The 21,986-nt window shown below is 65.2% G+C and carries 23 protein-coding genes; 16 read left to right on the top strand and 7 right to left on the bottom strand.

Annotated elements, in window-relative coordinates:
- Position 1: 1 nt before the first annotated feature.
- The 8 genes from CFR71_RS04100 to CFR71_RS04135 all read left to right on the top strand — a co-directional run bounded on the left by CFR71_RS04100 (position 2) and on the right by CFR71_RS04135 (position 8,193).
- Positions 2 to 898, top strand: coding sequence for a shikimate dehydrogenase (locus CFR71_RS04100; RefSeq protein WP_207781324.1), 897 nt, complete (start codon positions 2 to 4; stop codon positions 896 to 898).
- A gap of 46 nt (positions 899 to 944) precedes the next feature.
- Positions 945 to 1,559 carry a dephospho-CoA kinase gene (gene coaE / locus CFR71_RS04105; RefSeq protein WP_110527321.1) on the top strand — a complete coding sequence of 205 codons (615 nt, stop codon included), beginning with the start codon at positions 945 to 947 and terminating at the stop codon, positions 1,557 to 1,559.
- Positions 1,556 to 2,236, top strand: coding sequence for a DNA polymerase III subunit epsilon (gene dnaQ, locus CFR71_RS04110; RefSeq protein WP_110527324.1), 681 nt, complete (start codon positions 1,556 to 1,558; stop codon positions 2,234 to 2,236). Before coaE ends, dnaQ begins: the two co-directional genes overlap by 4 nt.
- 150 nt (positions 2,237 to 2,386) lie before the next feature.
- Positions 2,387 to 4,732 (top strand): adenylate/guanylate cyclase domain-containing protein, encoded by a 2,346-nt coding sequence (locus CFR71_RS04115; protein WP_110527327.1) that lies wholly within the window; start codon positions 2,387 to 2,389, stop codon positions 4,730 to 4,732.
- Positions 4,729 to 5,637 carry an MlaE family ABC transporter permease gene (locus tag CFR71_RS04120; RefSeq protein WP_110527330.1) on the top strand — a complete coding sequence of 303 codons (909 nt, stop codon included), beginning with the start codon at positions 4,729 to 4,731 and terminating at the stop codon, positions 5,635 to 5,637. The genes CFR71_RS04115 and CFR71_RS04120 overlap by 4 nt, the downstream gene beginning before the upstream one ends.
- A gap of 2 nt (positions 5,638 to 5,639) precedes the next feature.
- Positions 5,640 to 6,335 (top strand): ABC transporter ATP-binding protein, encoded by a 696-nt coding sequence (locus tag CFR71_RS04125; protein ID WP_110527334.1) that lies wholly within the window; start codon positions 5,640 to 5,642, stop codon positions 6,333 to 6,335.
- Positions 6,335 to 7,291 (top strand): MlaD family protein, encoded by a 957-nt coding sequence (locus CFR71_RS04130; RefSeq protein WP_110527338.1) that lies wholly within the window; start codon positions 6,335 to 6,337, stop codon positions 7,289 to 7,291. Before CFR71_RS04125 ends, CFR71_RS04130 begins: the two co-directional genes overlap by 1 nt.
- Positions 7,291 to 8,193: a hypothetical protein gene (locus tag CFR71_RS04135; RefSeq protein ID WP_110527343.1), complete on the top strand. Its 903-nt coding sequence runs from the start codon at positions 7,291 to 7,293 to the stop codon at positions 8,191 to 8,193. Before CFR71_RS04130 ends, CFR71_RS04135 begins: the two co-directional genes overlap by 1 nt.
- A gap of 39 nt (positions 8,194 to 8,232) precedes the next feature.
- On the opposite strand, the gene CFR71_RS04140 is transcribed toward CFR71_RS04135, so the two are convergent.
- The 7 genes from CFR71_RS04140 to sucC all read right to left on the bottom strand — a co-directional run bounded on the left by CFR71_RS04140 (position 8,233) and on the right by sucC (position 14,996).
- Positions 8,233 to 9,696 carry a SulP family inorganic anion transporter gene (locus tag CFR71_RS04140; RefSeq protein ID WP_110527346.1) on the bottom strand — a complete coding sequence of 488 codons (1,464 nt, stop codon included), beginning with the start codon at positions 9,694 to 9,696 and terminating at the stop codon, positions 8,233 to 8,235.
- A 91-nt stretch (positions 9,697 to 9,787) separates the two neighbouring features.
- Positions 9,788 to 10,321 (bottom strand): 6-pyruvoyl trahydropterin synthase family protein, encoded by a 534-nt coding sequence (locus CFR71_RS04145; RefSeq protein WP_110527349.1) that lies wholly within the window; start codon positions 10,319 to 10,321, stop codon positions 9,788 to 9,790.
- Positions 10,314 to 11,039, bottom strand: coding sequence for a 7-cyano-7-deazaguanine synthase QueC (queC, locus tag CFR71_RS04150; RefSeq protein WP_110527352.1), 726 nt, complete (start codon positions 11,037 to 11,039; stop codon positions 10,314 to 10,316). The genes CFR71_RS04145 and queC overlap by 8 nt, the downstream gene beginning before the upstream one ends.
- 1 nt (position 11,040) lies before the next feature.
- Complete coding sequence (queE, locus tag CFR71_RS04155) at positions 11,041 to 11,676, bottom strand: 7-carboxy-7-deazaguanine synthase (protein WP_110527355.1); 636 nt, start codon at positions 11,674 to 11,676, stop codon at positions 11,041 to 11,043.
- 57 nt (positions 11,677 to 11,733) lie between these two features.
- On the bottom strand, positions 11,734 to 12,765 hold the full coding sequence (gene bioB, locus CFR71_RS04160) for a biotin synthase BioB (RefSeq protein WP_110527357.1): 1,032 nt from the start codon (positions 12,763 to 12,765) through the stop codon (positions 11,734 to 11,736).
- Between the two features lie 156 nt (positions 12,766 to 12,921).
- Complete coding sequence (sucD, locus tag CFR71_RS04165) at positions 12,922 to 13,794, bottom strand: succinate--CoA ligase subunit alpha (protein ID WP_110527360.1); 873 nt, start codon at positions 13,792 to 13,794, stop codon at positions 12,922 to 12,924.
- Positions 13,794 to 14,996, bottom strand: coding sequence for an ADP-forming succinate--CoA ligase subunit beta (gene sucC, locus CFR71_RS04170; RefSeq protein ID WP_110527363.1), 1,203 nt, complete (start codon positions 14,994 to 14,996; stop codon positions 13,794 to 13,796). Before sucC ends, sucD begins: the two co-directional genes overlap by 1 nt.
- A 184-nt stretch (positions 14,997 to 15,180) precedes the next feature.
- Between sucC and CFR71_RS04175 the strand changes: the two genes are divergently transcribed.
- The 8 genes from CFR71_RS04175 (at position 15,181) to CFR71_RS04210 (ending at position 21,941) form a co-directional block, all read left to right on the top strand.
- A complete protein-coding gene (locus tag CFR71_RS04175; protein ID WP_110527366.1) occupies positions 15,181 to 16,005 on the top strand; it encodes a ferritin-like domain-containing protein in 825 nt (274 codons plus the stop codon).
- Positions 16,006 to 16,034: 29 nt separating this feature from the next.
- The gene (locus CFR71_RS17235) at positions 16,035 to 16,859 is read left to right on the top strand and encodes a Dabb family protein (protein ID WP_239020256.1); all 825 of its coding nucleotides are present in this window, start codon (positions 16,035 to 16,037) and stop codon (positions 16,857 to 16,859) included.
- 127 nt (positions 16,860 to 16,986) lie between these two features.
- Positions 16,987 to 17,748: a glycine betaine ABC transporter substrate-binding protein gene (locus CFR71_RS04185; protein WP_110527368.1), complete on the top strand. Its 762-nt coding sequence runs from the start codon at positions 16,987 to 16,989 to the stop codon at positions 17,746 to 17,748.
- 7 nt (positions 17,749 to 17,755) lie between these two features.
- Positions 17,756 to 19,024, top strand: a complete 1,269-nt coding sequence (locus CFR71_RS04190) for a class I SAM-dependent methyltransferase (protein ID WP_239020257.1) — start codon at positions 17,756 to 17,758, stop codon at positions 19,022 to 19,024.
- A complete protein-coding gene (locus CFR71_RS04195; RefSeq protein ID WP_110527374.1) occupies positions 19,024 to 19,551 on the top strand; it encodes a YdcF family protein in 528 nt (175 codons plus the stop codon). Before CFR71_RS04190 ends, CFR71_RS04195 begins: the two co-directional genes overlap by 1 nt.
- A 68-nt stretch (positions 19,552 to 19,619) precedes the next feature.
- Positions 19,620 to 20,591, top strand: a complete 972-nt coding sequence (fabD, locus tag CFR71_RS04200; protein WP_110527377.1) for an ACP S-malonyltransferase — start codon at positions 19,620 to 19,622, stop codon at positions 20,589 to 20,591.
- Positions 20,592 to 20,668: 77 nt separating this feature from the next.
- Positions 20,669 to 21,430 carry a 3-oxoacyl-[acyl-carrier-protein] reductase gene (fabG, locus tag CFR71_RS04205; RefSeq protein ID WP_110527380.1) on the top strand — a complete coding sequence of 254 codons (762 nt, stop codon included), beginning with the start codon at positions 20,669 to 20,671 and terminating at the stop codon, positions 21,428 to 21,430.
- A gap of 271 nt (positions 21,431 to 21,701) precedes the next feature.
- Positions 21,702 to 21,941, top strand: a complete 240-nt coding sequence (locus CFR71_RS04210) for an acyl carrier protein (protein WP_003618476.1) — start codon at positions 21,702 to 21,704, stop codon at positions 21,939 to 21,941.
- Positions 21,942 to 21,986: the final 45 nt, after the last annotated feature.

Raw genomic sequence — 21,986 nt, forward strand, 5'->3', positions numbered from 1 at the left:
CATGAAGGCCGCACCGGACATGCCCGCGCCACGGAGGATCGGCGGCGCGACGGCGCTGGCGGGGGTCATCGGCTGGCCTGTCGCGCATTCACGTTCGCCCCTGATGCATAATTTCTGGCTGGCGCAATACGGCATCGATGGCGCCTATGTCCCCCTGCCTGTGCGGCCGGGCGCCTTTGAGACCGCCGTGCGTGGCCTGCAGGCCGCCGGATTCCGCGGCACCAACGTCACCATTCCGCACAAGGAGGCGGCATTCCGGATTGTCGACCGGCTTGACCGTTCGGCGCGGCGGTCCGGGTCGGTCAATACGCTGGTTTTCGCCAGCGACGGCATGATCGAGGGGTTTTCGACCGATGGCGAGGGCTTTGTCGCGAATGTGGAAGCGCATGGCATCGCGGTGAAGGGCGGTCGCGCGCTGCTGCTGGGCGCGGGCGGCGCGGCCCGTGCCATCGCCGCGAGCCTGCTGGATCGTGGCGTCGCGGTGATCCTTGCCAACCGGACTGCCGCGCGGGCGGAGGAACTGGCCCGCGCGCTGCGCGAGGACGCGGCCCCGGCGGTCGAGGTCGTGGCGTGGGACGACATGGCGACGGCGCTGCCGCGCTGCGACATGCTGGTGAACACGACGTCCCTTGGGATGGAGGGCGGACCGCCGGGCGACTTTCCGCTCGACCTGGCGGCGGCCGGGCCGGCGCTGGTGGTGTGTGATATCGTCTATGTCCCGCGCCAGACGCCCCTGCTGCGCGATGCGGCGGCGCATGGCCTGCGCTGCGTGGACGGGCTGGGGATGCTGATCCATCAGGCACGCCTGGGCTTTCGCAAGTGGTTTGGCACCGATCCCGTCATCGGGCCGGAGGTGGAGGCGCTGCTGGATGCCGATCTGCGGGGACAGGGACGCTGAGGGCGCGCGCCGATGACGGACATGCCGCTGCAATGATGAAGCCGATATGCTGATTCTGGGGCTTACCGGCGGCATCGGCATGGGCAAGACCACGGTGGCCACCATGCTGCGCGGGCAGGGTGCGCGGATTTTTGACGCCGATGCCGTTGTTCATGAACTGCAGGCGCCCGGTGGTCGCGCCCTGCCCGCGATTTCGCGTCTGGTGCCCGGATCGGTCCGGGATGGAAAGCTGCAGCGTTCTGTCCTGCGGCAGGCCGTGATCGCCGATCCCGCCCTGTTCCGGAAGCTGGAGGACATCATCCACCCGATGGTGCATGATGAATGCATCGCCTTCCTGCGCGCCGCGCGCCGTGCCGGATGCGCCCTGGCGGTGCTGGACATTCCCCTGCTGTACGAAGCGGGCATGGACCGGCTGTGTGACCGGGTTCTGGCCGTCAGTGCGCCGGTCGGGGTGCAGCGTCGTCGGGTACTGGCGCGCGGGCGCATGGACCGGATGCAGGTCAATGCCATCATCGCGCGGCAGATGAAGGATCCGCAGCGTCGCCGCCGCGCCGATCATGTCATCTGGACGGGGCTTTCGCGTCGGCAGGCATGGCGGCAGGTGCGCGCGCTGGTGGCGTCGTTGCGCAATGCACGGACAAGAGCAAGGTTCATGACATGAAGCGTTCCATCCTGTTTGATACCGAAACGACCGGCCTCGATCCGCAGACGGGCGACCGCGTGATCGAAATCGCGGCGCTGGAACTGATCGGCGACCTGCCGAGCGGGCGGAATTTCCATGTCCTGATCGACCCCGAACGCGATGTGCCGGAAGAGGCGTCGCGCGTGCACGGCTTCACCCGCGCCGATCTGGAGGGGAAGCCGAAATTCGCCGAAATCGCCGCGCAGTTCCTGGAGTTCATCGGCGACGACGCGCTGATCGCGCACAACGCCGCGTTTGACTTCGGCTTTCTCAATGCCGAGCTGAAACGCGCGGGCCTGCCGGAACTGTCGATGGATCGCATGGTCGATACGCTGCAGATCGCGCGCGCGCGTTTCCCCGGCATGCCCAACAGCCTTGACGCGCTGTGCCGCCGGTTTTCCATCGACCTGTCGGCGCGCACCACCCATAACGCCCTGCTGGACTGCAAGCTGCTGGCGGAAGTCTATATCGAACTCAGCGGCGGACGGCAGCGCGGGCTGGGCCTGTCGGTGGAAGAGGGGGGAACGCCCACCGCGACCTATGGCTATGTCCGTCCCGCAGGGCATGTGACAGTGCGCGTGACGCCCGGCCCGGCGGAGCTTGCCGCGCACGAGAAATTCGTGGAGGGCCTGACGGAGCCATTATGGCTGGCCTGAGGGGTTTTTTCATTTATATGTGATGACAGTGTGTTTGCGTTGTCCGGTCGGCATCGCTTTCATGCGCAGGGGGGTGTGGCCGTATGTGGCCGCATGATCTAGGATCGTCCCTGTATAACGTCAGGTTATTGTAAAGACAGGAAGAGAGCATTGTCCCCGGACGAGATTGTCGATCCCTCGGTTGCCCCTTCCGATCAGTTCAGGCGCTTCGTCATCCATGTCGGCATACCGGTCGCCGGGGTGCTGATGGTCATCGCGGTCATCGCCGGCGTCGGCTGGCATTCCTATCGCACGGTGCGTAACGGCGCGCTCAGCCTGACGCGCAGCCTGCTGCAGAGCCAGCAGGAATATGTCAGTAACGAAGTCACGAATTTCCTGGCGCCAGCCTCCGCCGGCGCGGTGATTGCCCGCGACATGCTCCAGCATGGCAATCCGTCGGTGGAAGACAAGATCTTCTATGGCTACAGCGGCAGCATGCTGCGCAACGTGCCGCAGATACAGTCCTATTACCTTGCCGACAGCGACGGCAATTTCAGCCTTGTCCAGCGCGGCCCCGACGGCAAGGGGCTGGAGCAGATCACCCTGCAGAACAAGGGAACGCCGGACGCGGTGTTCATCCACCACATCCTTGACGACCAGGGCAAGCTCCTGCGGGAGGAGAAGACAAAGGCCAACGGCTACGACCCGCGCCTGCATGTGTGGTACCAGCAGGCGGTCAAGGCCGGGAAGATGGTCTGGACATCGCCCTATATCGTCGAAGTCACCAAGCAGATGGCGATTTCGGCGGGCATGCCCTACACCACCGCGAATGGCAAGACCTATGTCTATGCCATCAACATGTCGCTCAGCCACCTGACGGATTTCCTTGATGCGCTGAAAATCGGGCAGAGCGGGCACGGCATCCTGCTTGACCAGACGGGACATGTCCTTGCCGGGCACAAGATGCATGAAATCGAGGTCGCCGCCCATGGCGATCCGGAAAAGATGCTTCTCGATCCCAAATACTATCCCGTCATGACCAAGGCGTTCGACGAATACCGTGTCCACAGCTATGGCACGCGCGTCGTCAAGTTCGGCGGGCAGAGCTATATCGCGATGCTGTCCCCGGTGCCGCTGGCGTCGCAGAACTGGGTCCTGATGCTTGTCGCGCCGGAAAGCGACTTTGCCCAGTTTGCCAAGGCGGATGGCCGGCAGAACCTGTTCTTCGCCTTTCTGGTTGTCGTCATGTCCTCCCTCCTTGCGGTCCTGCTGTTCAGGCAGGGACGCAAGACCGAGCATGTCCAGCATCAGCTTGAACGCTTCCGCGCGATTTCCAGTTACGAAAGCCATTCGCTGCAGACGGTGGCGTCATATTCCGAACTGTTCAATCCGTCCGATGACGCGCTGATCCTGACGGAAAGCCTGGCCGACCTGTCGCAGGCGCATCGCGCGGGGATCTGGCGCATCCTGCACGACGGCGCCACGCTGATGTGCATCGATTCCTACGACCGTCAGCAGGACGCCCATTCCGGTGGCTTCGAACTTTCCACCAGTGAGCTGAAGGCGTTCTTCGACGCGGTTTCCCATGGGGATTCCCTGGTGGTGGCCGATGCGTCGCAGGACCAGCGCACCGCCAATTTCTATCGCCTCTACATGCGTTCGATGGGAAGCCACAGCCTGTTCCTTGGTCCCATCCTTGGCGCGAACGGCCCGGTCGGGGTTATCACGCTGGAGGACGCGCCACAGGCACAGACGGTCACGCATTTCGTTGACATGATCGCCGGCATCGCGGCGACCCGCTTTTCCGCGCAGCATTATTCCGCAGTCGAAGCGGCGCGCGCCGAACTGGCTGACAATGAACGGGTGCAGGAAGAAGCGCCGGATCCAAGCCAGGGCTTCCTTCTGCCCCCGGGTTCGCTGCGGGTGGAAGGCGCCAGGGCGCCGGATGCCGATCCCAGCCAGATGGATGGCTACTATCCGGCCGTGGCGATCATGGTCATCAGCCTGTCCGACATGATTCTTACGGCGCAGAACGATCCGTCGGAAAACCTGAAGCTGATTGATGAAATGTCGCAGCAGCTTCAGCAGATCGCGGAACATTACGGGCTGTATTCCATCCGCATGCTGGGCCACCGGCTGGTATGCGTGGCCGGATGTTCCAAGGTGCCGGACAAGACGGCGCCGCAACGGATCGCCAACGCGGCGCTGTCGATGCGCGAAGTGACGATGTCGATGCTGGCGAAGGCCGATCTGGATCCCATCTTCCGCATCGGCATCGATGTCGGCCCGGTCTTCGGCGGCCTGCTGGGGCAGAATCCGCGGGTGTTCAACCTGTGGGGCGACGCGATGGGCATGGCCGAACTGATGGCGCAGGGCGCGCCGGAAGCAGGCACCATCCAGGTGACGGAAGAAATGTATCTCAGCCTGCGTCAGTCGTTCCTGTTCCGTGAACGCGGGCGCTTCTTCGTTCCGGGGCTTGGGCTGACGCGTACCTACGTGCTGGCCGGACGGCGATGACCCAGAACGCCCCCCCTACGAAAGATGTGCCCGCGGGTCCCCCCGCGGCACCTCCGCCGGAGGAAGCCGTGCCGGCCGTCGCCGCGCAGGAAGCCCCGCCGCTTGTCCGGCTGATGGTGCGCGTCGCGCCATGGCTTGCGGCGATAGGCCGGTTCGCGCGGCATCAGGTGCGCTTTACCCTGATGCTGATCGGGGCGGGATGGGGCACGTTCCGCGAAAGCATGCGGCCCAATTCGTGGCGCAGGCCGGTTGTCCATGAATTCCGCGTCTGTCTGCGGCAGGTTCTCAGCGGTGGCCTGATCAGCACGGTCGTCACCGCAACGCTGGCGGGGCTGATGGTCGTGTCGCAGGCCGCGTACTGGCTTGGTTTCGCAGGCATGGCGCAGATGACGGGGTCCATCCTTGTGTCCGTGCTGGTGCGTGAAATCACGCCCATCCTGGTTGGGATCATCCTGCTTGGACGCAGTGGCATGCTGTCGCTTACGGAAATCGGGCTGATGGTCCTTAATGGGGAGGTCCGGGCACTTCAGGCGCGCGGGCTTGATCCGTTCCTTACGCTGGTGATGCCGCGTACCTTCGCCTTTACGCTGGGTGGCTTCGCGCTCGGGATGATCTTCGCGCTGGTCTCGCTTCTGATGGGGTTTGTCGTGGCGCATGCGAATGGCGCCATCACGTCATCCGTCTGGACCTTTTTCTTCAACGTGCTGGGGGCGATGACAACGTGGGATTACCTCATCATTCCCCTCAAATTCCTGCTGGTCGGGTTTTTCGTCGGGCTGGGGGCCTGCATTTCCGGCCTGACCGTCAGCAGCAATGATACGATCGCGACATTGATGCCGCGTGGTTTCGCCCGTGGCATCATGCTCATCATGGTGGTCAACATCCTGTTCATGCTGGATTTCTGACAATGGTGGCAAACGCACCCCTTCTGGAAATGCGCGAGGTTGTCCCCTCGTTCGAGGAAACGGGCCTGATGCCCGCCCCTTACGATTTCCGGCTGATGCCTGGCGATTGCGCAATCATCGAATGCCGTGATTCCGGCCGTGCCGCGATGTTCGCCGACCTGTGTTCGGGCATGGTGTCCCTGTCGCAGGGGACGTGCCGTTTCATGGGACTGGAATGGAGCACCCTTGCGGACCGGCAGCTCAATGCCCTGCGTGGCCGGATCGGCCGCATCCCGCGCGCGGGCGGTTGGGTGAACATGCTGGGCACCCACATCAACATCATGATGCAGCAGCTGTATCACACCACCGACAGTTTCGAGGACGTGGTCGCCAATGCGACGCAGCTGGGGGAAGCCTTCGGTTTTCCCGGCCTGCCGATCAGCACGCCCGATCGCCTGTCCACCGCCGATCTGGCGCGCGCGTCCTGTGTGCGTGCCTTCATGGGGCGGCCTGACCTGCTTGTTCTGGAGGACATATCCGATATGCTGCCATCGGAAATGGTACTGCCGTTTCTCGAGGCGCTTACCGCGGCGCGTGACCGGGGATGCGGCGTGGTATGGCTGACACGGCATACCTCATCATGGAGCGTCTATCGCAAGGCGGTGAACATTCATATGCGCCTTCTCGATGAAGGTCTTTTCCCCATGCGGGTGATATAATGGCACAGAAACAACAATCCTATGGAATCCGTCAGCTTGTCCGTGTCCGCTATGCGGATGAATGGGTTGGTGTTCTTGTCCTCTTTTCGCTGCTGATCCTGTTTGGCGCGGTGCTGGAGGCGGGCGTCCTGCGCAACTGGCTGACGCCGGCGGGCAGACTGCGGATCGTCCTGCCGGAAAATGGGGTGGGTGGCCTGTCGGTTGGCGATAACCTGGAGGTCATGGGCATCCATGCCGGCACGGTGCGCCGCGTGCGGATCAATCCGGCGGGCGGGATGTATGCGATTGCCGAAGTCGATCCCGACGTCGAGCCCTATATCCGTCGCGACAGCACGGCGGTGATCCGGCGGCAGTTCGTGGTGGCGGGCGCAAGCTATATCGACATCTCCCGCGGCACGGGGGAGAAGCTGAACTGGAGCTACGCCGTCCTGAACGCCACCAACGCGCCCAATCCGGCGGATACGATCACCCAGACCTTTGCCGACATCCGCGCGCGCATCATGCCGGTGCTGGACAATGCCCAGCACATGATGGCGACCATGGACGCAACGATTTCGGATATGCATGCGGGCAAGGGATCGATTGGCCGCCTGATGACGAACGATGAACTGATCCGTCAGGCGGAAGGCGCGATCACCACCCTGAACGCCACGATCTCGCAGCTGACCCCGATCGAAGGACAACTGTCCGAAGTCATGAAGAAGGCCGATGCCAGCATGGCCAATGTACAGAAAGCAACGGGCGACCTGCGCGCCGCATCGCCCCAGCTGCCAAGCATCACGAAGAACCTGAACGAGACCAGCCAGCAGCTGCCGGTCCTTCTGGTGCAGGCGCAGTCGACCGCGCACAGCCTGCAGCAGCTGGTGGATCAGCTGCGCGGACTGTGGATCCTGGGTGGTCACGGCACGCCGACCAGGACCCATGGGCGACTGTCGCCGCAGAAGGTGCAGCCGTGATGCGGGCGGGCTATCTGGCGTCAGCGGCACTGGTGGTCCTGCTGGCCGGTTGCGGGGGGGGCGGCAGCGTGCAGGCCCCGACCGATGGCACCCTGTCGCAGGACATGGATACCGGGCGCGATGCGGTGGACATGGACCGCCTGTCGGTGGCGGAAGGGCAGTATCGCGCGGCGGGCGTGCGGGCGCTGGCGCGTGATGACGTAACCGCCATCGGGGATGCCGGCTATAACCTCGCCGTCGTGCAGCTGGATGAAAACCGGATGCAGGACGCGCTGTCCACCATCGCCTCCACGCGCGCGGCGCTGTCGGTGCGCGGGGCGAAGACGGATGACACAGGGCTTGACCTTGTGCAGGCTGGCGCCCTTTACCGGCTCGGCCGCCTTGACGAGGCCGCAACCAGCGCGAGCGCGGCATCCAGCGCCAGCGACCCCGCCATTGTGGAGAAGGCCCAGCTTCTGGCGGGCATCATCGCCGATGCCCGTGGCGACAGGACGACGCTCGATAATGTCGCGTCCTATTTCGCCAGGCTGCCCAAGACATCGAATTGGGCGATGCTGGCGGATGGGCAGGAAATCGCGGCCCGCCAGCTTCTTGTGGAGGGGGGCAACGCCCAGAGCGCGTATCAGGACGCGATGCAGGCGGTTTCCGCACGGCAGACGCATGTCGAATATCGTGACATGGCGCGGGGGCTGAGTGTCGCGGCGCGTGCCGCAAGCAGCCTTGGCAATGCGGCGCAGGCGGCCGACCTGTACATGCGTGCCAGCCAGAGCGCGCAGAAAGAGGGCGACACGCAGAACGCGGATACGTGGCGCAAGCTGGCAGGTTCGACCACCATGCCCGACCCGTTCGCAACGCCTGCGGCGGACAGCACGGGCACGACGAAGACCACCGCCAAAAAGTAAGGATGGGACCGGCCCGTTTTGTGACGGGCCGGAACCGGATCAGGGCGAAGGGACCTCGACCGCGGAATGGCGGGTCACCAGCGCGGCGCTTGCCGCGTTGAGCCCGATGATGTCCACGTCCATCCCGTGCTGGCGCATTTTTTCCACCACGTTCTCCAGCGCGCCGACGGCGGTGATGTCCCAGAAATGGGCGCCAGTCAGGTCGATGCGGATCCTGCGCGCGCTGTCGTGCAGGTCGAACGCGTCGGTAAAGCTGTCGGCGGAGGCAAAGAAGACCTGTCCCGTGACGACATAGGTGCGCGTGTCATGGGCGGCGTCGTAAGTGCTGGTGATATCGAGCATGCGCGACACCTGAAAGGCAAAGAATACCCCATTGAGCAGCACGCCAGCCACCACGCCGGCGGCAAGGTCATGGGTGCTGACAACCACCGCGACGGTCAGGAGCATGACAGCGCTGGACAGGCGCGGGTGATGCGTCAGGTCACGCAGGGACGACCAGGAAAACGTGCTGGCCGACACCATGATCATGATCGCCACCAGTGCCGCCACCGGCACCTGCGCCACCCAGGGGCGCAGCGCCACCATCAGCAGCAGCAGGAAGGCGCCCGCCACGAAAGTCGACAGCCGGCCCCGGCCGCCATAGCGCAGGTTGCCGACCGTCTGCCCGATCATGCCGCATCCCGCGATGCCACCGAACAGTCCCACGGCGATGTTGGCGATTCCCAGCCCGGTGCATTCCATGCGCTTGTTGCTATGGGTTTCGGTGATGTCATCGACGACGCTGGCGGTCATCATGGATTCCAGCACCCCGACCGTCGCCATGGCGAGGGCATAGGGCGCGATGATCGCAAGCGTGGCGCTGCTGAACGGGACGGACGGCCAGACAAGATGCGGCAGGCTGTCCGGCAGCCGTCCCAGGTCCGCCACCGTATGCAGCGGCATCGGAATGGCGATGGAGATGAGGCTGAGGACAAGGATGCAGATCAGCGGTGACGGAATCGCCGTGAAGAATTTCGGCACGCCATAGATGATCGCAAGTCCCAGCGCGATCATGGCGTAGGTCTGCCACGACACGTGCATCATATGGGGCAGCTGCGCGGAGAAAATCAGGATTGCCAGCGCGTTGACGAACCCCGTCCTTACGGAGCGCGAGACATAGCGCATCAGCACATGCAGCCGCAGCACGCCAAAGGCCACCTGGAATACGCCCGCAAGCAGCGTGGCCGCCAGCAGGTACTGGACCCCGTGCCCGCGCACCAGTGCGGCCGCCACCAGGGCCACGGACCCGGCGGCGCCGGAAATCATGCCCGGCCGGCCGCCGGTAAAGGCGATGACCACGCTGATGACAAAGGATGCGTAAAGCCCGACCTCAGGATCGACACCGGCGACGAAGGAAAATGCAATGACCTCCGGGATCAGCGCAAAGGTCCCCACCATGCCGGCAAGGATATCGCGCCGTATGTTGCCAAACCATTCGTCGCGATAGCGTGTCAGTCCATTCATTCGTTCATGTCCATTGCAGGGCGGGCAGGAAAAAGGACGCGACAACGTCCCCGGCATGGTCAGTCCGTCATCGCGCGCGATGGAGCAGGGATCAGTGCCCCATGTCCGATATGCTCATGTCCGCGCGGCGCCACCAGCATTGCCGCGCCGGGCGCGGCGCAGGCAGCATCAGGAGCGGATCGCCTTCATAGCGTACGGTATTGGTCGGTGTTTCCTCCAGCGCGATCGCCGCGCAGGTCAGGACGTTTCCATCGGCATGCAGGAATGCGTTCAGCTTCGCCATCATCAGACAGGCCATCAGTTCCGTGGTGGGATCGCCCGGCGTCACGATGATCCGCTGCGCCCGTTCCGGCTCGTGCGCGCGAAACCACGACAGCAGGGGATCGTCCTCCCCCAGCTGCAGCGCGTGATCGAGGCAGTTATCGACGAAGGCGTGCCATGTTCCTTTTGCCCGGTGAAAGGGCACGACCATGTTCTGCGTCCCGTCCAGGCGGCCCGGATGGGTCGGCCGCAGCGTCGCGCGGACATATTCGTTATGACCATGGGGCAGGGCGCAGCGTTCGCTTTCGCCTGACAGCAGCCGGTGCGCCATGCAGAAACGGCGGGTAAAGACCAGTTCAAGCATCGGACGACAGTGACTGGAAACGTTCCCACCCGGCGCGCCGCAGCTGACAGGCGGGGCAGGTGCCGCATCCATGGCCCCACGGATGCATGACCCCGCGCGTGCCGAGATAGCAGCTGTGGCTTTCGCGGTTGATGAGGTTCACCAGAGCGTCGCCCCCAAGGTCACGCGCCATCTGCCATGTCCGGGCCTTGTCGATCCACATCAGGGGCGTATGCAGCACCAGGCGGCTGGCCATGCCAAGGTTCAGCGTTACCTGAAGCGACTTGATCGTGTCATCGCGACAGTCGGGGTAGCCGGAATAGTCGGTTTCGCACACGCCGGTGATGATGTGGCGCGCATTGCGCCGCGCGGCGAGGGCGGCGGCAAAGGTCAGGAAAATCAGGTTGCGCCCCGGCACGAATGTCGTGGGCAGGCCATTTTCGCCCATGGTGATTTCCGCCTCGCGCGTCAACGCGGTGTCCGACACCGCCCCCAGCGCATCAAGCGAAAGCGTATGGTCAGGGCCAAGCCGCGCGCCCCATGCCGGGTCAAGCCGCGCCATCCCGTCACGCAGCTTTTCACGGCATGACAGTTCGATGCTGTGACGCTGCCCGTAATCGAATCCAAGGGTTTCCACATGCGCGAAGCGTGACAGCGCCCATGCCAGGCAGGTGGCTGAATCCTGGCCGCCGGAAAAGACAACCAGCGCAGTATCGGGCGAAAGGGCGGAAAGGGTCATGTCAGGGAATCCCGATCAGCTTGTGTGTCTGCAGCGACAGCCGCCATCGCGGATGGGCCATGCAGTATTCCACGGCGCGCGCCGTATTTTCGACACGCGCGGGACCGTCCATCGGCTGAAGCCAGTATTGCCTGAAATCCAGCCCCGCCACCTGTTCGGGCATCAGGCCGTCCTGGGGGAACACCAGCTTGAGCTCATGCCCCGATGTCTGTACCAGCGGCGCGCCCGCCTTGGGGCTGACGCAGATCCAGTCGATCCCGTCCGGCGCGGGCACGGTGCCGTTGGTTTCGACCGCGATGGAAAAGCCCCGTTCGTGCATCGCCGCGATCAGCGCCGCGTCAAGCTGGAGCAGCGGCTCCCCCCCCGTAAAGACGACAAAGGCTTCGTCGCGGGACGTGGCGGTCCATGCGGCGGCGATGGCATCGGCAAGGGCGTCGGCACTGGCGAAGCGTCCGCCGCCGGTGCCATCCGTGCCGATGAAGTCGGTGTCACAGAACCGGCATGTCGCCCCGTCGCGGTCCTCCTCGCGTCCCGACCACAGGTTGCACCCTGCGAACCGGCAGAAGACGGCGGCCCGTCCGGCCTGCCCGCCTTCGCCCTGCAGCGTGGGAAATATCTCCTTTACCGTATAGGACATGACGGAACGCGACCTTGTTGGGGCGGAAAAACCATTGCGACGGACAACAGGCGTGCCTTACGCGCCAGAGGTATGCATCCCCAGCCGCTGCAGCAGGCGCATGTCCCGGCTGGCGGCCGGATTGGGGGTCGTCAGCAGTTTTTCACCGTAAAAGATGGAATTCGCCCCGGCGAGGAAGCACAGCGTCTGGGCCTCGTCATTCATGTCCTCCCGCCCGGCGGCAAGGCGCACGCGACTGGTGGGCATGGTGATGCGGGCGGCGGCGATGATGCGCACGAACTCGATGGGATCGACCACGGCCGCGTCCTTTTGGGCGTCCTTTTTCGCAAGGGGCGTGCCCTCCACCCGGACGAGCATGTTGATCGGCACGCTTTCGGGATGGCGCGGCATGCTGGCCAGCGCGGCGATCAGGCCAGCGCGGTCATTTTCATCCTCGCCCATGCCGACAATCCCGCCACAGCAGACATTGATGCCCGCGTCACGCACGTTCGCCAGCGTATCCAGACGGTCCTGATAGGTGCGGGTGCTGATGATCTCCCCATAATATTCGGGGGAGGTATCGATGTTGTGGTTGTAGTAATCCAGCCCGGCATCGCGCAGGCGGTGCGCCTGGCTGTTGTCGAGCATTCCCAGCGTGACGCAGGTTTCCATGCCAAGGCTCTTGACGCCCTCGACCATGGCGCACACCGTTTCCAGGTCATGTTCCTTGGGCGAACGCCATGCGGCCCCCATGCAGAACCGCGCGGCCCCTGCGTCGCGGGCGGCGCGGGCTTCCTTCATCACCGCCTCCACCGCCATCAGGCGGCTGGCCTTGACGCCGCCATCCTCGTGCATCGCGCTTTGCGGGCAGTAGGCGCAGTCCTCGGGACAGCCACCGGTCTTGATCGACAGCAGGGTGGAAATCTGCATTTCCGACGGGTCGAAATGTTCGCGATGGACGCTTTGCGCACGGAACAGCAGTTCGGGGAACGGCAGCGCGATCAGCGCCGCGACCTCGTCACGGGTCCAGTCGGTCCGGATGGGCGACGGCGGCGGGGCCTGCGTTGGGGACACATACGGCAGGGAGGCCGCTGTAATGCCATCAGACATATGACGGGATCCTTGGACGGTTGTGGGATAGGGAAAGCAGCATCTGCCACACAATGCGGTCTTTTGTCACGGACGATGGCCCGTGGCGAACAATTTTTGGTGTCCGCCGTCACGGGGACGGATGGCCTGTCCCCGTGACGGCGGTCGCCCGCGCGATCAGCCCAGGATGCGCGCCAGCGTGGTGCCCAGTTCGGCGGGGCTGGCGCTGATGTGGATGCCGGCCGCGCGCATGGCCTCGATCTTGGCGGCGGCGGTTTCATGGCCGCCGGTGATGACCGCGCCCGCATGGCCCATGCGACGGCCCGGCGGCGCCGTGGCCCCGGCGATGAAGCCCACGACCGGCTTTTTCGTGCCGCTGGCGCGGATCAGTTCCGCCCCGTCGATTTCGGACGTGCCGCCGATTTCGCCGATCATGACGATCGAATGGGTGTCGGGATCGGCGATCAGGCGTTCGAGGACATCGGTGAAATCCATGCCCTTGACCGGGTCGCCGCCAATGCCGACGCAGGTGCTCTGCCCCTGTCCGATGGCGGTCGTCTGGGCCACGGCCTCGTAAGTCAGCGTGCCGGAGCGCGAGACGATGCCCACATGTCCCCGGCGGTGGATCGGGCCGGGCATGATGCCGATCTTGCATTCGCCCGGCGTGATGATGCCGGGACAGTTCGGGCCGATCAGCAGGCTTGACGAACGTTCCAGCGCCATGCGGACCCGTACCATGTCAAGCACCGGGATCCCCTCCGTAATGCAGACGATCAGGGGGATTTCGGCGGCGATCGCCTCCAGTATCGCATCGGCGGCGCCGGCGGGCGGGACGTAGATGACGCTTGCATCGGCGTCCGTCGCCTCGCGCGCCTGCGCCACGGTGTCGAATACCGGCAGGCCAAGATGGACCTCGCCCCCCTTGCCCGGGGTGACGCCGCCGACCATGCGGGTGCCATAGGCGATGGCCTGTTCCGTATGGAACGTGCCCTGCGCGCCGGTGAAACCCTGCGTAATGACCTTGGTGGAACTGTTGACGAGAATGGACATCAGGCTGCTCCGGCATTGCGAACGGCGGCGACGATCTTGCGGGCGGCATCGCCCAGGTCGTCGGCGGGAATGATGGTCAGGCCGGATTCGGCAAGGAGCGCCTTGCCACGTTCCACGTTGGTGCCGGCAAGACGCACCACCAGCGGCACGCGAAGCCCCGTGTCGCGCGATGCGGAGACGATTGCCTCGGCGATCACGTCGCAGCGCATGATCCCGCCAAAGATGTTGACAAGGATGCCGCGCACGTTGGGGTCCGACATCAGGATGCGGAAGGCCGCGGCCACGCGTTCCGTCGTGGCGCCGCCGCCGACGTCAAGGAAGTTGGCGGGCGATTCGCCCTCCATCTTGATAATGTCCATCGTGGCCATCGCAAGGCCCGCGCCATTGACCATGCAGCCGATCGACCCGTCGAGCCCGACATAGGCGAGGCCATGGCGCGCGGCCTCGCGCTCACGCGGGTCTTCCTCGTCCTCGTCGCGCAGCTCGGCAAGGTGGGGATGGCGGAACAGGGCGCTGTCGTCGAACGACATCTTCGCATCCAGCGCCAGCAGGTCGCCCGATCCGGTGACGATCAGGGGATTGATTTCCACGATCGCGGCGTCAAGGCCGCAGAACGCATCATAGGCCGCGCGCACGACCTGCTGGAACGCGCGCACGGAACGCCCCTTCAGCCCGAGCTGCACCGCGAGGTCGCGTGACTGGTAATCGCAAAGGCCCAGCGCGGGATCGATCGTCGCCTTTAGGATGCGTTCGGGGTGGGCGGCGGCCACTTCCTCGATTTCCATCCCCCCTTCGGAGGAGGCGATGACCGCGATGCGCCCGCAGCTGCGGTCCACCAGAAGGGACAGGTACAGCTCCCGCGCGATGTCGCAGCCCGATTCGACATAGACCTTGCGCACAACCCTGCCATGCGGTCCTGTCTGTTTCGTAATCAGGGTACGCTCCAGCATCGCGTCGGCGGCGCTGGCGACTTCCTCCGCGTTGCGTGCAAGGCGCACGCCGCCCCTGTCGTCCGTCGCGCCCGCGAAACGACCCGCGCCGCGCCCGCCCGCGTGGATCTGGGCCTTGACCACCGTCAGGGGGGCGGCAAGCTCGCGCGCCGCGCTGACCGCGTCCTTGGCAGAGGTAGCGACACGACCGTCAGGCACGGGCATGCCGAACGAACGCAGCAGCGCCTTGGCCTGATATTCGTGAATGTTCATGTTGCGACCCAATCTGTCGTTTTTCTTGTTGTTGCGAAAAAATGGCGTACACGATCAGTACGTGGTTTTACAACGATCCATGATACGCGGACTTGGCGTAAGGGCGAAACATGTGCCATGTCGGGCGGCGTAATGACATGTCCCGGTGGGACCGAACGGAGTTTATGCGAGAGTACGGGCGGCGATGAAACACTGGCGCATTGAACAGATGGACTGGGACAGATTCGACCCGTCACGGGTAAATCCCGAGATCGTGCCCCTCGTCAAGGCCGCATCGGTGGTGGAACGTAATGGTGTCGATTACGCGGCCTATCTGAAGAACGTTTTCGCCGACGATCCGGATTTCAGGCAGGCCGCCGACAGGTGGGCGCATGAGGAGGTGCAGCACGGCGACGCGCTGGGACGCTGGGCGATGCTGGCGGATCCGTCGTGGGATTACGTGGATGCCTTTCACCGGTACCGGCGCTCCTACCAGCTGGATCTGGATGTCGACACCTCCATCCGCGGGTCGCGCACGGGCGAACTGATCGCGCGCTGCATGGTGGAAACCGGGACCTCATCCTTTTATACCGCGCTGGCCGACGCGACGGACGAGCCGGTGCTCAAGGCCGTGTGCAAGCAGATCGCCGCCGACGAATACCGTCATTTCAAGCTGTTTTACGACCACATGCACCGCTATCTCGGGCGCGAGAAACTGGGCGTGTGGCAGCGGACGCGCATCGCGCTGGGTCGCGTGGGCGAAAGCGAGGACGATGAACTCGCCTCCGCCTTTCACGTGACCAATGACGCGCCGGGACAGCCCTATGACCATCGGCGCTGTATCGCGGCGTATATGTCGCGGGCGCTCAAGGTCTATCAGCCGCGCCATACCAATCGCGTGACGGGCATGATCCTCAAGACGATCGGCTGGACGCCGCATGGGCGCCTGCATGCCCTGATCGCGCGCGTGTTTTATTATCTTCTGAAATTGCAGCAGAAAAAATTTGCCCGCATTACCGCGTCGGCCTGAGGCACGCGGAAAAGGGGCACGGAGAAGGCATGATACCAGGTTACAGGCGGCGTGGTCCGTCGCGGGGCATTATCCATGGGATGATCCTGTCCGGCTTCCTCATGGGGGTGGCAGGTGGGACGGAGGCCCGCGCCGACCCGCCAGCGCCTTCCGCCGTCCCGGCCCAGCCGTCCCCGTCCGCGCCCGTTCCCGCGCCGGATCAGTCGGCACCAGCCCAGGCAGCACCGGCACCGGCACAGTCAACGTCGGCACAGTCGGCGCCAGTTCAGGCCGCGCCCACCCAGCCTGCCCCTGTCCAGCCTGCCCCGGCCGTCGCCACCGGCACCCTGCCGGCGGGCAGCGCGCAGGAGGCCGAACTGGGGGAAGAGGCGCGCGCGGTCCGGCTGCTTGCGGCGCAGATAGGGCTGCGTGCCTTCACCGCCCCGGATTTCCGTCCGGGCAAGGTCCGTCATATCGTCCTGATGCGTTTCCTGCCGACCATCACCGACGCCCAGCGCGCGGAGGTGGTGCGCCGTTTCAGGGCGCTGGCGCAGGTGTCGCGACGCGATAACGGACAGCAGGTGGTGGCAGGCATCGAAACCGGCGTGCAGATGAGCGGGGAGGGCGCGGACCAGGGGTTTGACCAGGCCTTCGTCATGACCTTCAATTCGGAAGGGGACCGCAACTATTATGTCGGCCGGCCGGTTGTCACGGATCCCGCCTATTTCGATCCGGCGCATGAGGCGTTCAAGAAATTCGCGGCCCCCTATATCATCGGCGTCCTGGTGTTCGATTATGAACTGCCCGCGGCCCAGCCACAGCATGCCCGCCACGCGTCGGCCCCACGGCCCGGCCTGACGCAGCAGCAGGGATAGATAACGTTCCCGCTGCCACCATCGGGTGGCAACGGGAGGAATAGGACATATCGGGTTTCGGGAGTGTCGCGCTTGTGTCGATCATGTGCGCCTGTCAGGAACGCACCCGTCAGAATGGAGAATTCTCATGACATCGGTCACGCTTGGACACCTGGACGAAACACTGCATGAGGCGACGGCCGCCGCGGTCGCGCGCGTGCTGGAGGCCTATGAGCTGGAAATCGAATACGTGCCGGGCAATCGCGAGGCACTGATGGGGCACATGCGCAATGGCGACATCGACCTGTTCGTGTCGGCGTGGCTGCCGGACGTGGATGGCGCCTATCTCGATTCCTCGCTGGGGATGGAGCCGCTGGGCGATCTGTATCGCCCGGAATTCGGCTGGTACCTGCCCACCAGCGCCGCCACGGGCCTGACCTCCATCGCGGAGCTGGCGTCCGAAGGGCATGACGTCAACCGCGAGATCGTGGCCGCGCAGTCCACGCTGGACCGCGTGCGTCAGGGGGTCGTGGCCTATAACCTGACCGAGCATGGCTTCACCATCGCCGCGCGGCCGGATGAGGAGGCGATGGAATACGCGATCCAGGCCGTGGGAACGGGCGATCCCGCGATCCTGGCGCTGTGGCAGCCGAACTTCCTGCATTATGGCAGCACGAACCTGACGTCGCTGGCAGATCCCAAGGGGGCGCTGGGCCCGGCGCAGACGGCGCGGATGCTGGTGCGCAGCGCCGTGCGACCGGACCTTGATTCCGACATGCTGGATGAACTCGACGAACTGACGCTGGGCAACAAGGTGGTCAGCGCGCTGGACCATGCCATGCGCGTGGACGGCATGAGCGCCGATGCCGCCGCCGAGGCATGGCAGCGTGGCAAGCTCCTGCCGCGCTGAGGGACCGATGGAAACGACAGGCAGCGGCGTGGGCGGCGATGCGCGTGACGGGGGGCTTGCCGCCCAGTACGAGGCCTACCCCTATCCGGAACGCGACCCGCGCGAGGAGAAAAAGCGGCTGCTGATCGGCAGTCCCAGCCACCTGCGCGAAATCGATTACTGGGTATTCGGTGCGACGCGTCCGCGTTCCCGCCCGCTGCGTGCGCTGGTGGCGGGCTGCGGCACGGGCGACGGGGCCATCATGCTGGCGACCCACATGTCGCGCGAGGGACGGCCGGGCGAGGTCGTGTGCGTCGATCGTTCGGAACACGCCCTGCGCATCGCGCGCGAACGTGCCCAGATGCGCGGGCTGGAAAATATCCGCTTCATCACCGGGGACCTGACGCGGCTGGATACGCTGGATCTGGGTGTATTCGATTACATCGACTGCTGCGGGGTGCTGCATCACCTGCCCGACCCGGATGCCGCCCTGTCCGGCCTGACGGCGATGCTTGCGCCCGATGGCGGCATGGGCCTGATGGTCTATGCCCCCTATGGCCGCACGGGCGTCTACATGCTGCAGGATGCGCTGGCCCGCCTGGCCCCGCTGGATGATCCCCCGGCGCGTCGGCTGGACGTGGCGCGTCGCGTCATGCGGCACCTGCCCGCGACGGCGTGGCTGCGGCAGAACGCGAATTTCGGCGATCATCTGACGGGCGGGGATGCGGGGCTGTATGACCTGCTGCTGAACCCGCGCGATCGCGCCTATGACGTGACCGCGCTGTTTGGCCTGCTGGACCGTGCCGGCCTGTCGGTGGCGTGCCTGATGGAACCGCTGCGTTACGATCCGGCGCTGCTGCTGGCCGATCCACGCCTGCGCGCGCGGATCAGGGACCTGCCCGAACGCCAGCGCGCCGCCGTGGCGGAGGATGTGGCAGGCAACATGGCGACGCACGTGGTCTATGTCACGCGGGCCGGGGCGGCAGTGCGTCGCGCGGATCCGATGGCGCCTGATTCGGTGCCGGTCATGCGTGAAATCCCCGGCGCCGAACTGGCGAAACAGATCACGCCGGACGACCGTCTGCCCTTTGCCTTCGGCACGCTGGTCGTGCCCGTCGCGGTTCCGCCGCAGACGCGCGGCTTCCTGCCCCTGATCGATGGGGAACGCACGGTGGCCGATCTTGCGGCCATCATGGAACCGCGCGGGATCTCCGCCGCGCGTTTCGCCACCATCTGGCGCACGATGTTCACGACCCTGTCGGGGCTGAACCGGGTGCTGCTGCGCGCCCCGCGCTGATGCCGCGATCCCCGCGCCTGCCGATTGTCATTTTCGGGGCGCGGGTCCGTCCGGACGCAACCCCGTCACGGACGCTGCGCCACAGGGTTGAGGCGGCGGCGGTTTTTGCGCGGGAATGTAAAAACCCGTTCCTGATCCCGACCGGGTGCGCGCGGGACGGCCTGCCGTCGGAGGCACGGGTCATGGCCGATCTGCTGGTTGCCGGGGGCGTCGCGCCCGATGACATCGTGATGGAGGAAACGGCCCGCGACACACTGGATTCGGTCCGGGCCTGTTCGCAGATATTGCATGACAGGGGGCATGCGGGGCCGGTTGCCATCGCCACCAGTGCCTATCACCTGCCGCGCTGCATGATGCTCATGTCCCTTGCGGGGTGGAAGGTCATCCCCGTTCCGCCACCGCCCCATCCCGCGGCCCGGTCCCTGCCGCGTCGCTGGTTCTGGCGCCTGCGTGAGGTGGCGGCCCTGCCGTGGGATGCGCTGCTGATGGTGGCGCGGCGCGGACACCGCCCGGCATCGCGTGATTGACAGGTGGGGCCTCGTGCCGTCATCACCACGGGGATTTTTTTGAACATGTGGATCCGGACGAGATAACCATGCCTGTGCAAGCCTTTATTTTCCCCGGTCAGGGAAGCCAGTCCGTCGGAATGGGACGCGACCTGGCCGAAGCCTTCGCCCCCGCGCGCGAAGTTTTCCAGGAAGTTGACGATGCGCTGGGCCAGCACCTGTCGAAGGTGATGTTCGAAGGCCCGGCCGAGGACCTGACCCGCACGGAAAACACCCAGCCCGCGCTGATGGCCGTCTCTCTCGCGGTACTGCGCGTGCTGGAGCGCGAGGGCGGGGTGGACCTGCGTTCGGAGGTCGCGCTGGTGGCGGGGCATTCCCTGGGGGAATATTCCGCGCTGGCGGCGGTGGGTTCGTTTGGCCTGACGCAGACGGCGCGCCTGCTGCGCCTGCGTGGCCAGGCCATGCAGAAGGCGGTTCCGGTGGGAAAGGGCGGCATGGCGGCCCTGATCGGCGTGGACCTGGAGCAGGCGCGCGCCATCTGCGAGGAAGCGGCCATCGTGCGGGAGGAAGGCCGGCCCGACCGGCGCGAGATCATCGAGATCGCCAATGACAATGGCGGCGGGCAGGTGGTGGTGGCGGGCGAACTGCCCGCGATCGAACGTGCGATCGCGATCGCCAAGGCGCGCAAGGTCAAGCGGGCGCTGGCATTGCCCGTTTCCGCGCCGTTTCACTGTTCCATGATGGAACCCGCGGCCGAGGCGATGCGTGAAGCGCTGGCGCGCGAGGACATCCGTCCGCCGGTGATCCCCGTTGTCGCCAACGTGACGGCGGCGAAGGTCACGGACCCCGCGACCATCCGCGACCTGCTGGTGCGGCAGGTGACGGGCACCGTGCGCTGGCGCGAAAGCGTGGAGGCGATGGTCGGCATGGGCGTGGACAGTTTTGTGGAGATCGGGGCGGGGAAGGTCCTGTCGGGTCTCGTGCGCCGCATCAACGGCGACGTGGCCACGCGTTCGGTGGGGACCCCGGCCGATATCGAGGCTTTTCTGGCCGCGCGCTGATGCGGCGTGGCTTGTGGCGGCCCCGCCTGCCGGCAATGTGGGCCGCACCTCCAGATAACAGGGAAAATGACGGGTAGATGTTCAGGCTTGATGGAAAGGTGGCGCTGGTAACCGGGGCGTCGGGTGGAATCGGCAGCGCGATCGCGCGGAGCCTGCATGCGCAGGGCGCGGTTGTGGTGCTGTCGGGCACGCGTGAGCAGGTGCTGCGCGATGTCGCGACGGCCATTGCGTCGGACGCGGGCACGGATGAAGGGCGGCTGCATGTCTGCACGGCTGACCTGTCCGACGCTGCGGCGGCTGACGCCCTGGTCGCGGCGGCGGAGGAAAAGGCCGGCGCGCCGCTGGATATTCTGGTCAACAATGCCGGGCTGACGCGCGATACGCTTGCGATTCGCATGAAGGACGATGACTGGAACCGCGTCATGGACGTGGACCTTTCGGCCCCGTTCCGGCTGTCGCGCGCGGCGCTGAAGGGAATGCTGCGGCGGCGCTCCGGCCGGATCGTCAACATCGCCTCTGTCGTCGGCGTGACGGGCAATGCGGGGCAGGTCAATTACTCCGCCGCCAAGGCGGGCATGATCGGCATGAGCAAGTCGATGGCGCAGGAAGCCGGGTCGCGCGGGGTGACGGTCAATGTCGTGGCGCCGGGCTTCATCCAGACCGCGATGACCGATGTCCTGCCTGATGCGCAGAAGGAAAAGCTGACATCCGCGATTCCGCTGGGCCGCATGGGACAGCCCGCCGACGTGGCCTCGGCGGTGGTGTATCTTGTCTCGGCGGAGGCCGCGTGGGTGACGGGCGCCACATTGCATGTCAATGGCGGCATGGCCATGTCCTGAAGGCGTGGGGTACGGAATTTCGCTGGACACCAGCGCCGAAGTGGCAAAAAAGAAGGGGTGAACGGGCGCGGGGGATCCACCCCGGGGCATCGCAGGCATAACGAAATGCGATCATCGCCTTGGCGTGGACAGGTAAACCGTGCTAATCGCCCGCAGCTTCGTCCGAAGCGGGCCGGACGCTTTTCCCGCAGTTCCGGTTTGCGGGACGTTATCAGGACGAATGAGTTTCGAACCGCCCGTTTCTTCAGGGGCAGACAGGAAGCAGAGACAGATGAGCGAAATTGCCGATAAGGTTAAGAAGATCGTTGTCGAACACCTTGGTGTCGACGAAAGCAAGGTGACGCCGGACGCCTCTTTCATTGACGATCTGGGTGCGGACAGCCTGGACACCGTTGAACTGGTGATGGCGTTCGAGGAAGCCTTCAGCGTCGAGATCCCCGAAGATGCGGCGGAAAAGATCACGACCGTCAAGGACGCGATCGATTACATCGAGAAGCAGAAGGCTGCCTGAGCCACGCGCGTGGCGTTTGTGGCTTGAGTAGAAAAACAGTCAGAT

The organism is Novacetimonas pomaceti (assembly GCF_003207955.1).
Classification (GTDB): Bacteria; Pseudomonadota; Alphaproteobacteria; order Acetobacterales; family Acetobacteraceae; genus Novacetimonas; species Novacetimonas pomaceti.

Excerpts from the sequence above, each read along its gene's own strand:
- fabD (WP_110527377.1), top strand. The coding sequence starts at position 19,620 with ATGCCTGTGCAAGCCTTTATTTTCCCCGGTCAGGGAAGCCAGTCCGTC.
- CFR71_RS04145 (WP_110527349.1), bottom strand. The coding sequence starts at position 10,321 with ATGCTTGAACTGGTCTTTACCCGCCGTTTCTGCATGGCGCACCGGCTG.
- queC (WP_110527352.1), bottom strand. The coding sequence starts at position 11,039 with ATGACCCTTTCCGCCCTTTCGCCCGATACTGCGCTGGTTGTCTTTTCC.
- CFR71_RS04195 (WP_110527374.1), top strand. The coding sequence starts at position 19,024 with ATGCCGCGATCCCCGCGCCTGCCGATTGTCATTTTCGGGGCGCGGGTC.
- CFR71_RS04140 (WP_110527346.1), bottom strand. The coding sequence starts at position 9,696 with ATGAATGGACTGACACGCTATCGCGACGAATGGTTTGGCAACATACGG.
- queE (WP_110527355.1), bottom strand. The coding sequence starts at position 11,676 with ATGTCCTATACGGTAAAGGAGATATTTCCCACGCTGCAGGGCGAAGGC.
- CFR71_RS04130 (WP_110527338.1), top strand. The coding sequence starts at position 6,335 with ATGGCACAGAAACAACAATCCTATGGAATCCGTCAGCTTGTCCGTGTC.
- fabG (WP_110527380.1), top strand. The coding sequence starts at position 20,669 with ATGTTCAGGCTTGATGGAAAGGTGGCGCTGGTAACCGGGGCGTCGGGT.
- sucD (WP_110527360.1), bottom strand. The coding sequence starts at position 13,794 with ATGTCCATTCTCGTCAACAGTTCCACCAAGGTCATTACGCAGGGTTTC.
- CFR71_RS04135 (WP_110527343.1), top strand. The coding sequence starts at position 7,291 with ATGCGGGCGGGCTATCTGGCGTCAGCGGCACTGGTGGTCCTGCTGGCC.
- CFR71_RS04120 (WP_110527330.1), top strand. The coding sequence starts at position 4,729 with ATGACCCAGAACGCCCCCCCTACGAAAGATGTGCCCGCGGGTCCCCCC.
- CFR71_RS04210 (WP_003618476.1), top strand. The coding sequence starts at position 21,702 with ATGAGCGAAATTGCCGATAAGGTTAAGAAGATCGTTGTCGAACACCTT.
- CFR71_RS04175 (WP_110527366.1), top strand. The coding sequence starts at position 15,181 with ATGAAACACTGGCGCATTGAACAGATGGACTGGGACAGATTCGACCCG.
- CFR71_RS04190 (WP_239020257.1), top strand. The coding sequence starts at position 17,756 with ATGGAAACGACAGGCAGCGGCGTGGGCGGCGATGCGCGTGACGGGGGG.
- dnaQ (WP_110527324.1), top strand. The coding sequence starts at position 1,556 with ATGAAGCGTTCCATCCTGTTTGATACCGAAACGACCGGCCTCGATCCG.
- coaE (WP_110527321.1), top strand. The coding sequence starts at position 945 with ATGCTGATTCTGGGGCTTACCGGCGGCATCGGCATGGGCAAGACCACG.
- sucC (WP_110527363.1), bottom strand. The coding sequence starts at position 14,996 with ATGAACATTCACGAATATCAGGCCAAGGCGCTGCTGCGTTCGTTCGGC.
- bioB (WP_110527357.1), bottom strand. The coding sequence starts at position 12,765 with ATGTCTGATGGCATTACAGCGGCCTCCCTGCCGTATGTGTCCCCAACG.
- CFR71_RS04100 (WP_207781324.1), top strand. The coding sequence starts at position 2 with ATGAAGGCCGCACCGGACATGCCCGCGCCACGGAGGATCGGCGGCGCG.
- CFR71_RS04185 (WP_110527368.1), top strand. The coding sequence starts at position 16,987 with ATGACATCGGTCACGCTTGGACACCTGGACGAAACACTGCATGAGGCG.
- CFR71_RS04125 (WP_110527334.1), top strand. The coding sequence starts at position 5,640 with ATGGTGGCAAACGCACCCCTTCTGGAAATGCGCGAGGTTGTCCCCTCG.
- CFR71_RS17235 (WP_239020256.1), top strand. The coding sequence starts at position 16,035 with ATGATACCAGGTTACAGGCGGCGTGGTCCGTCGCGGGGCATTATCCAT.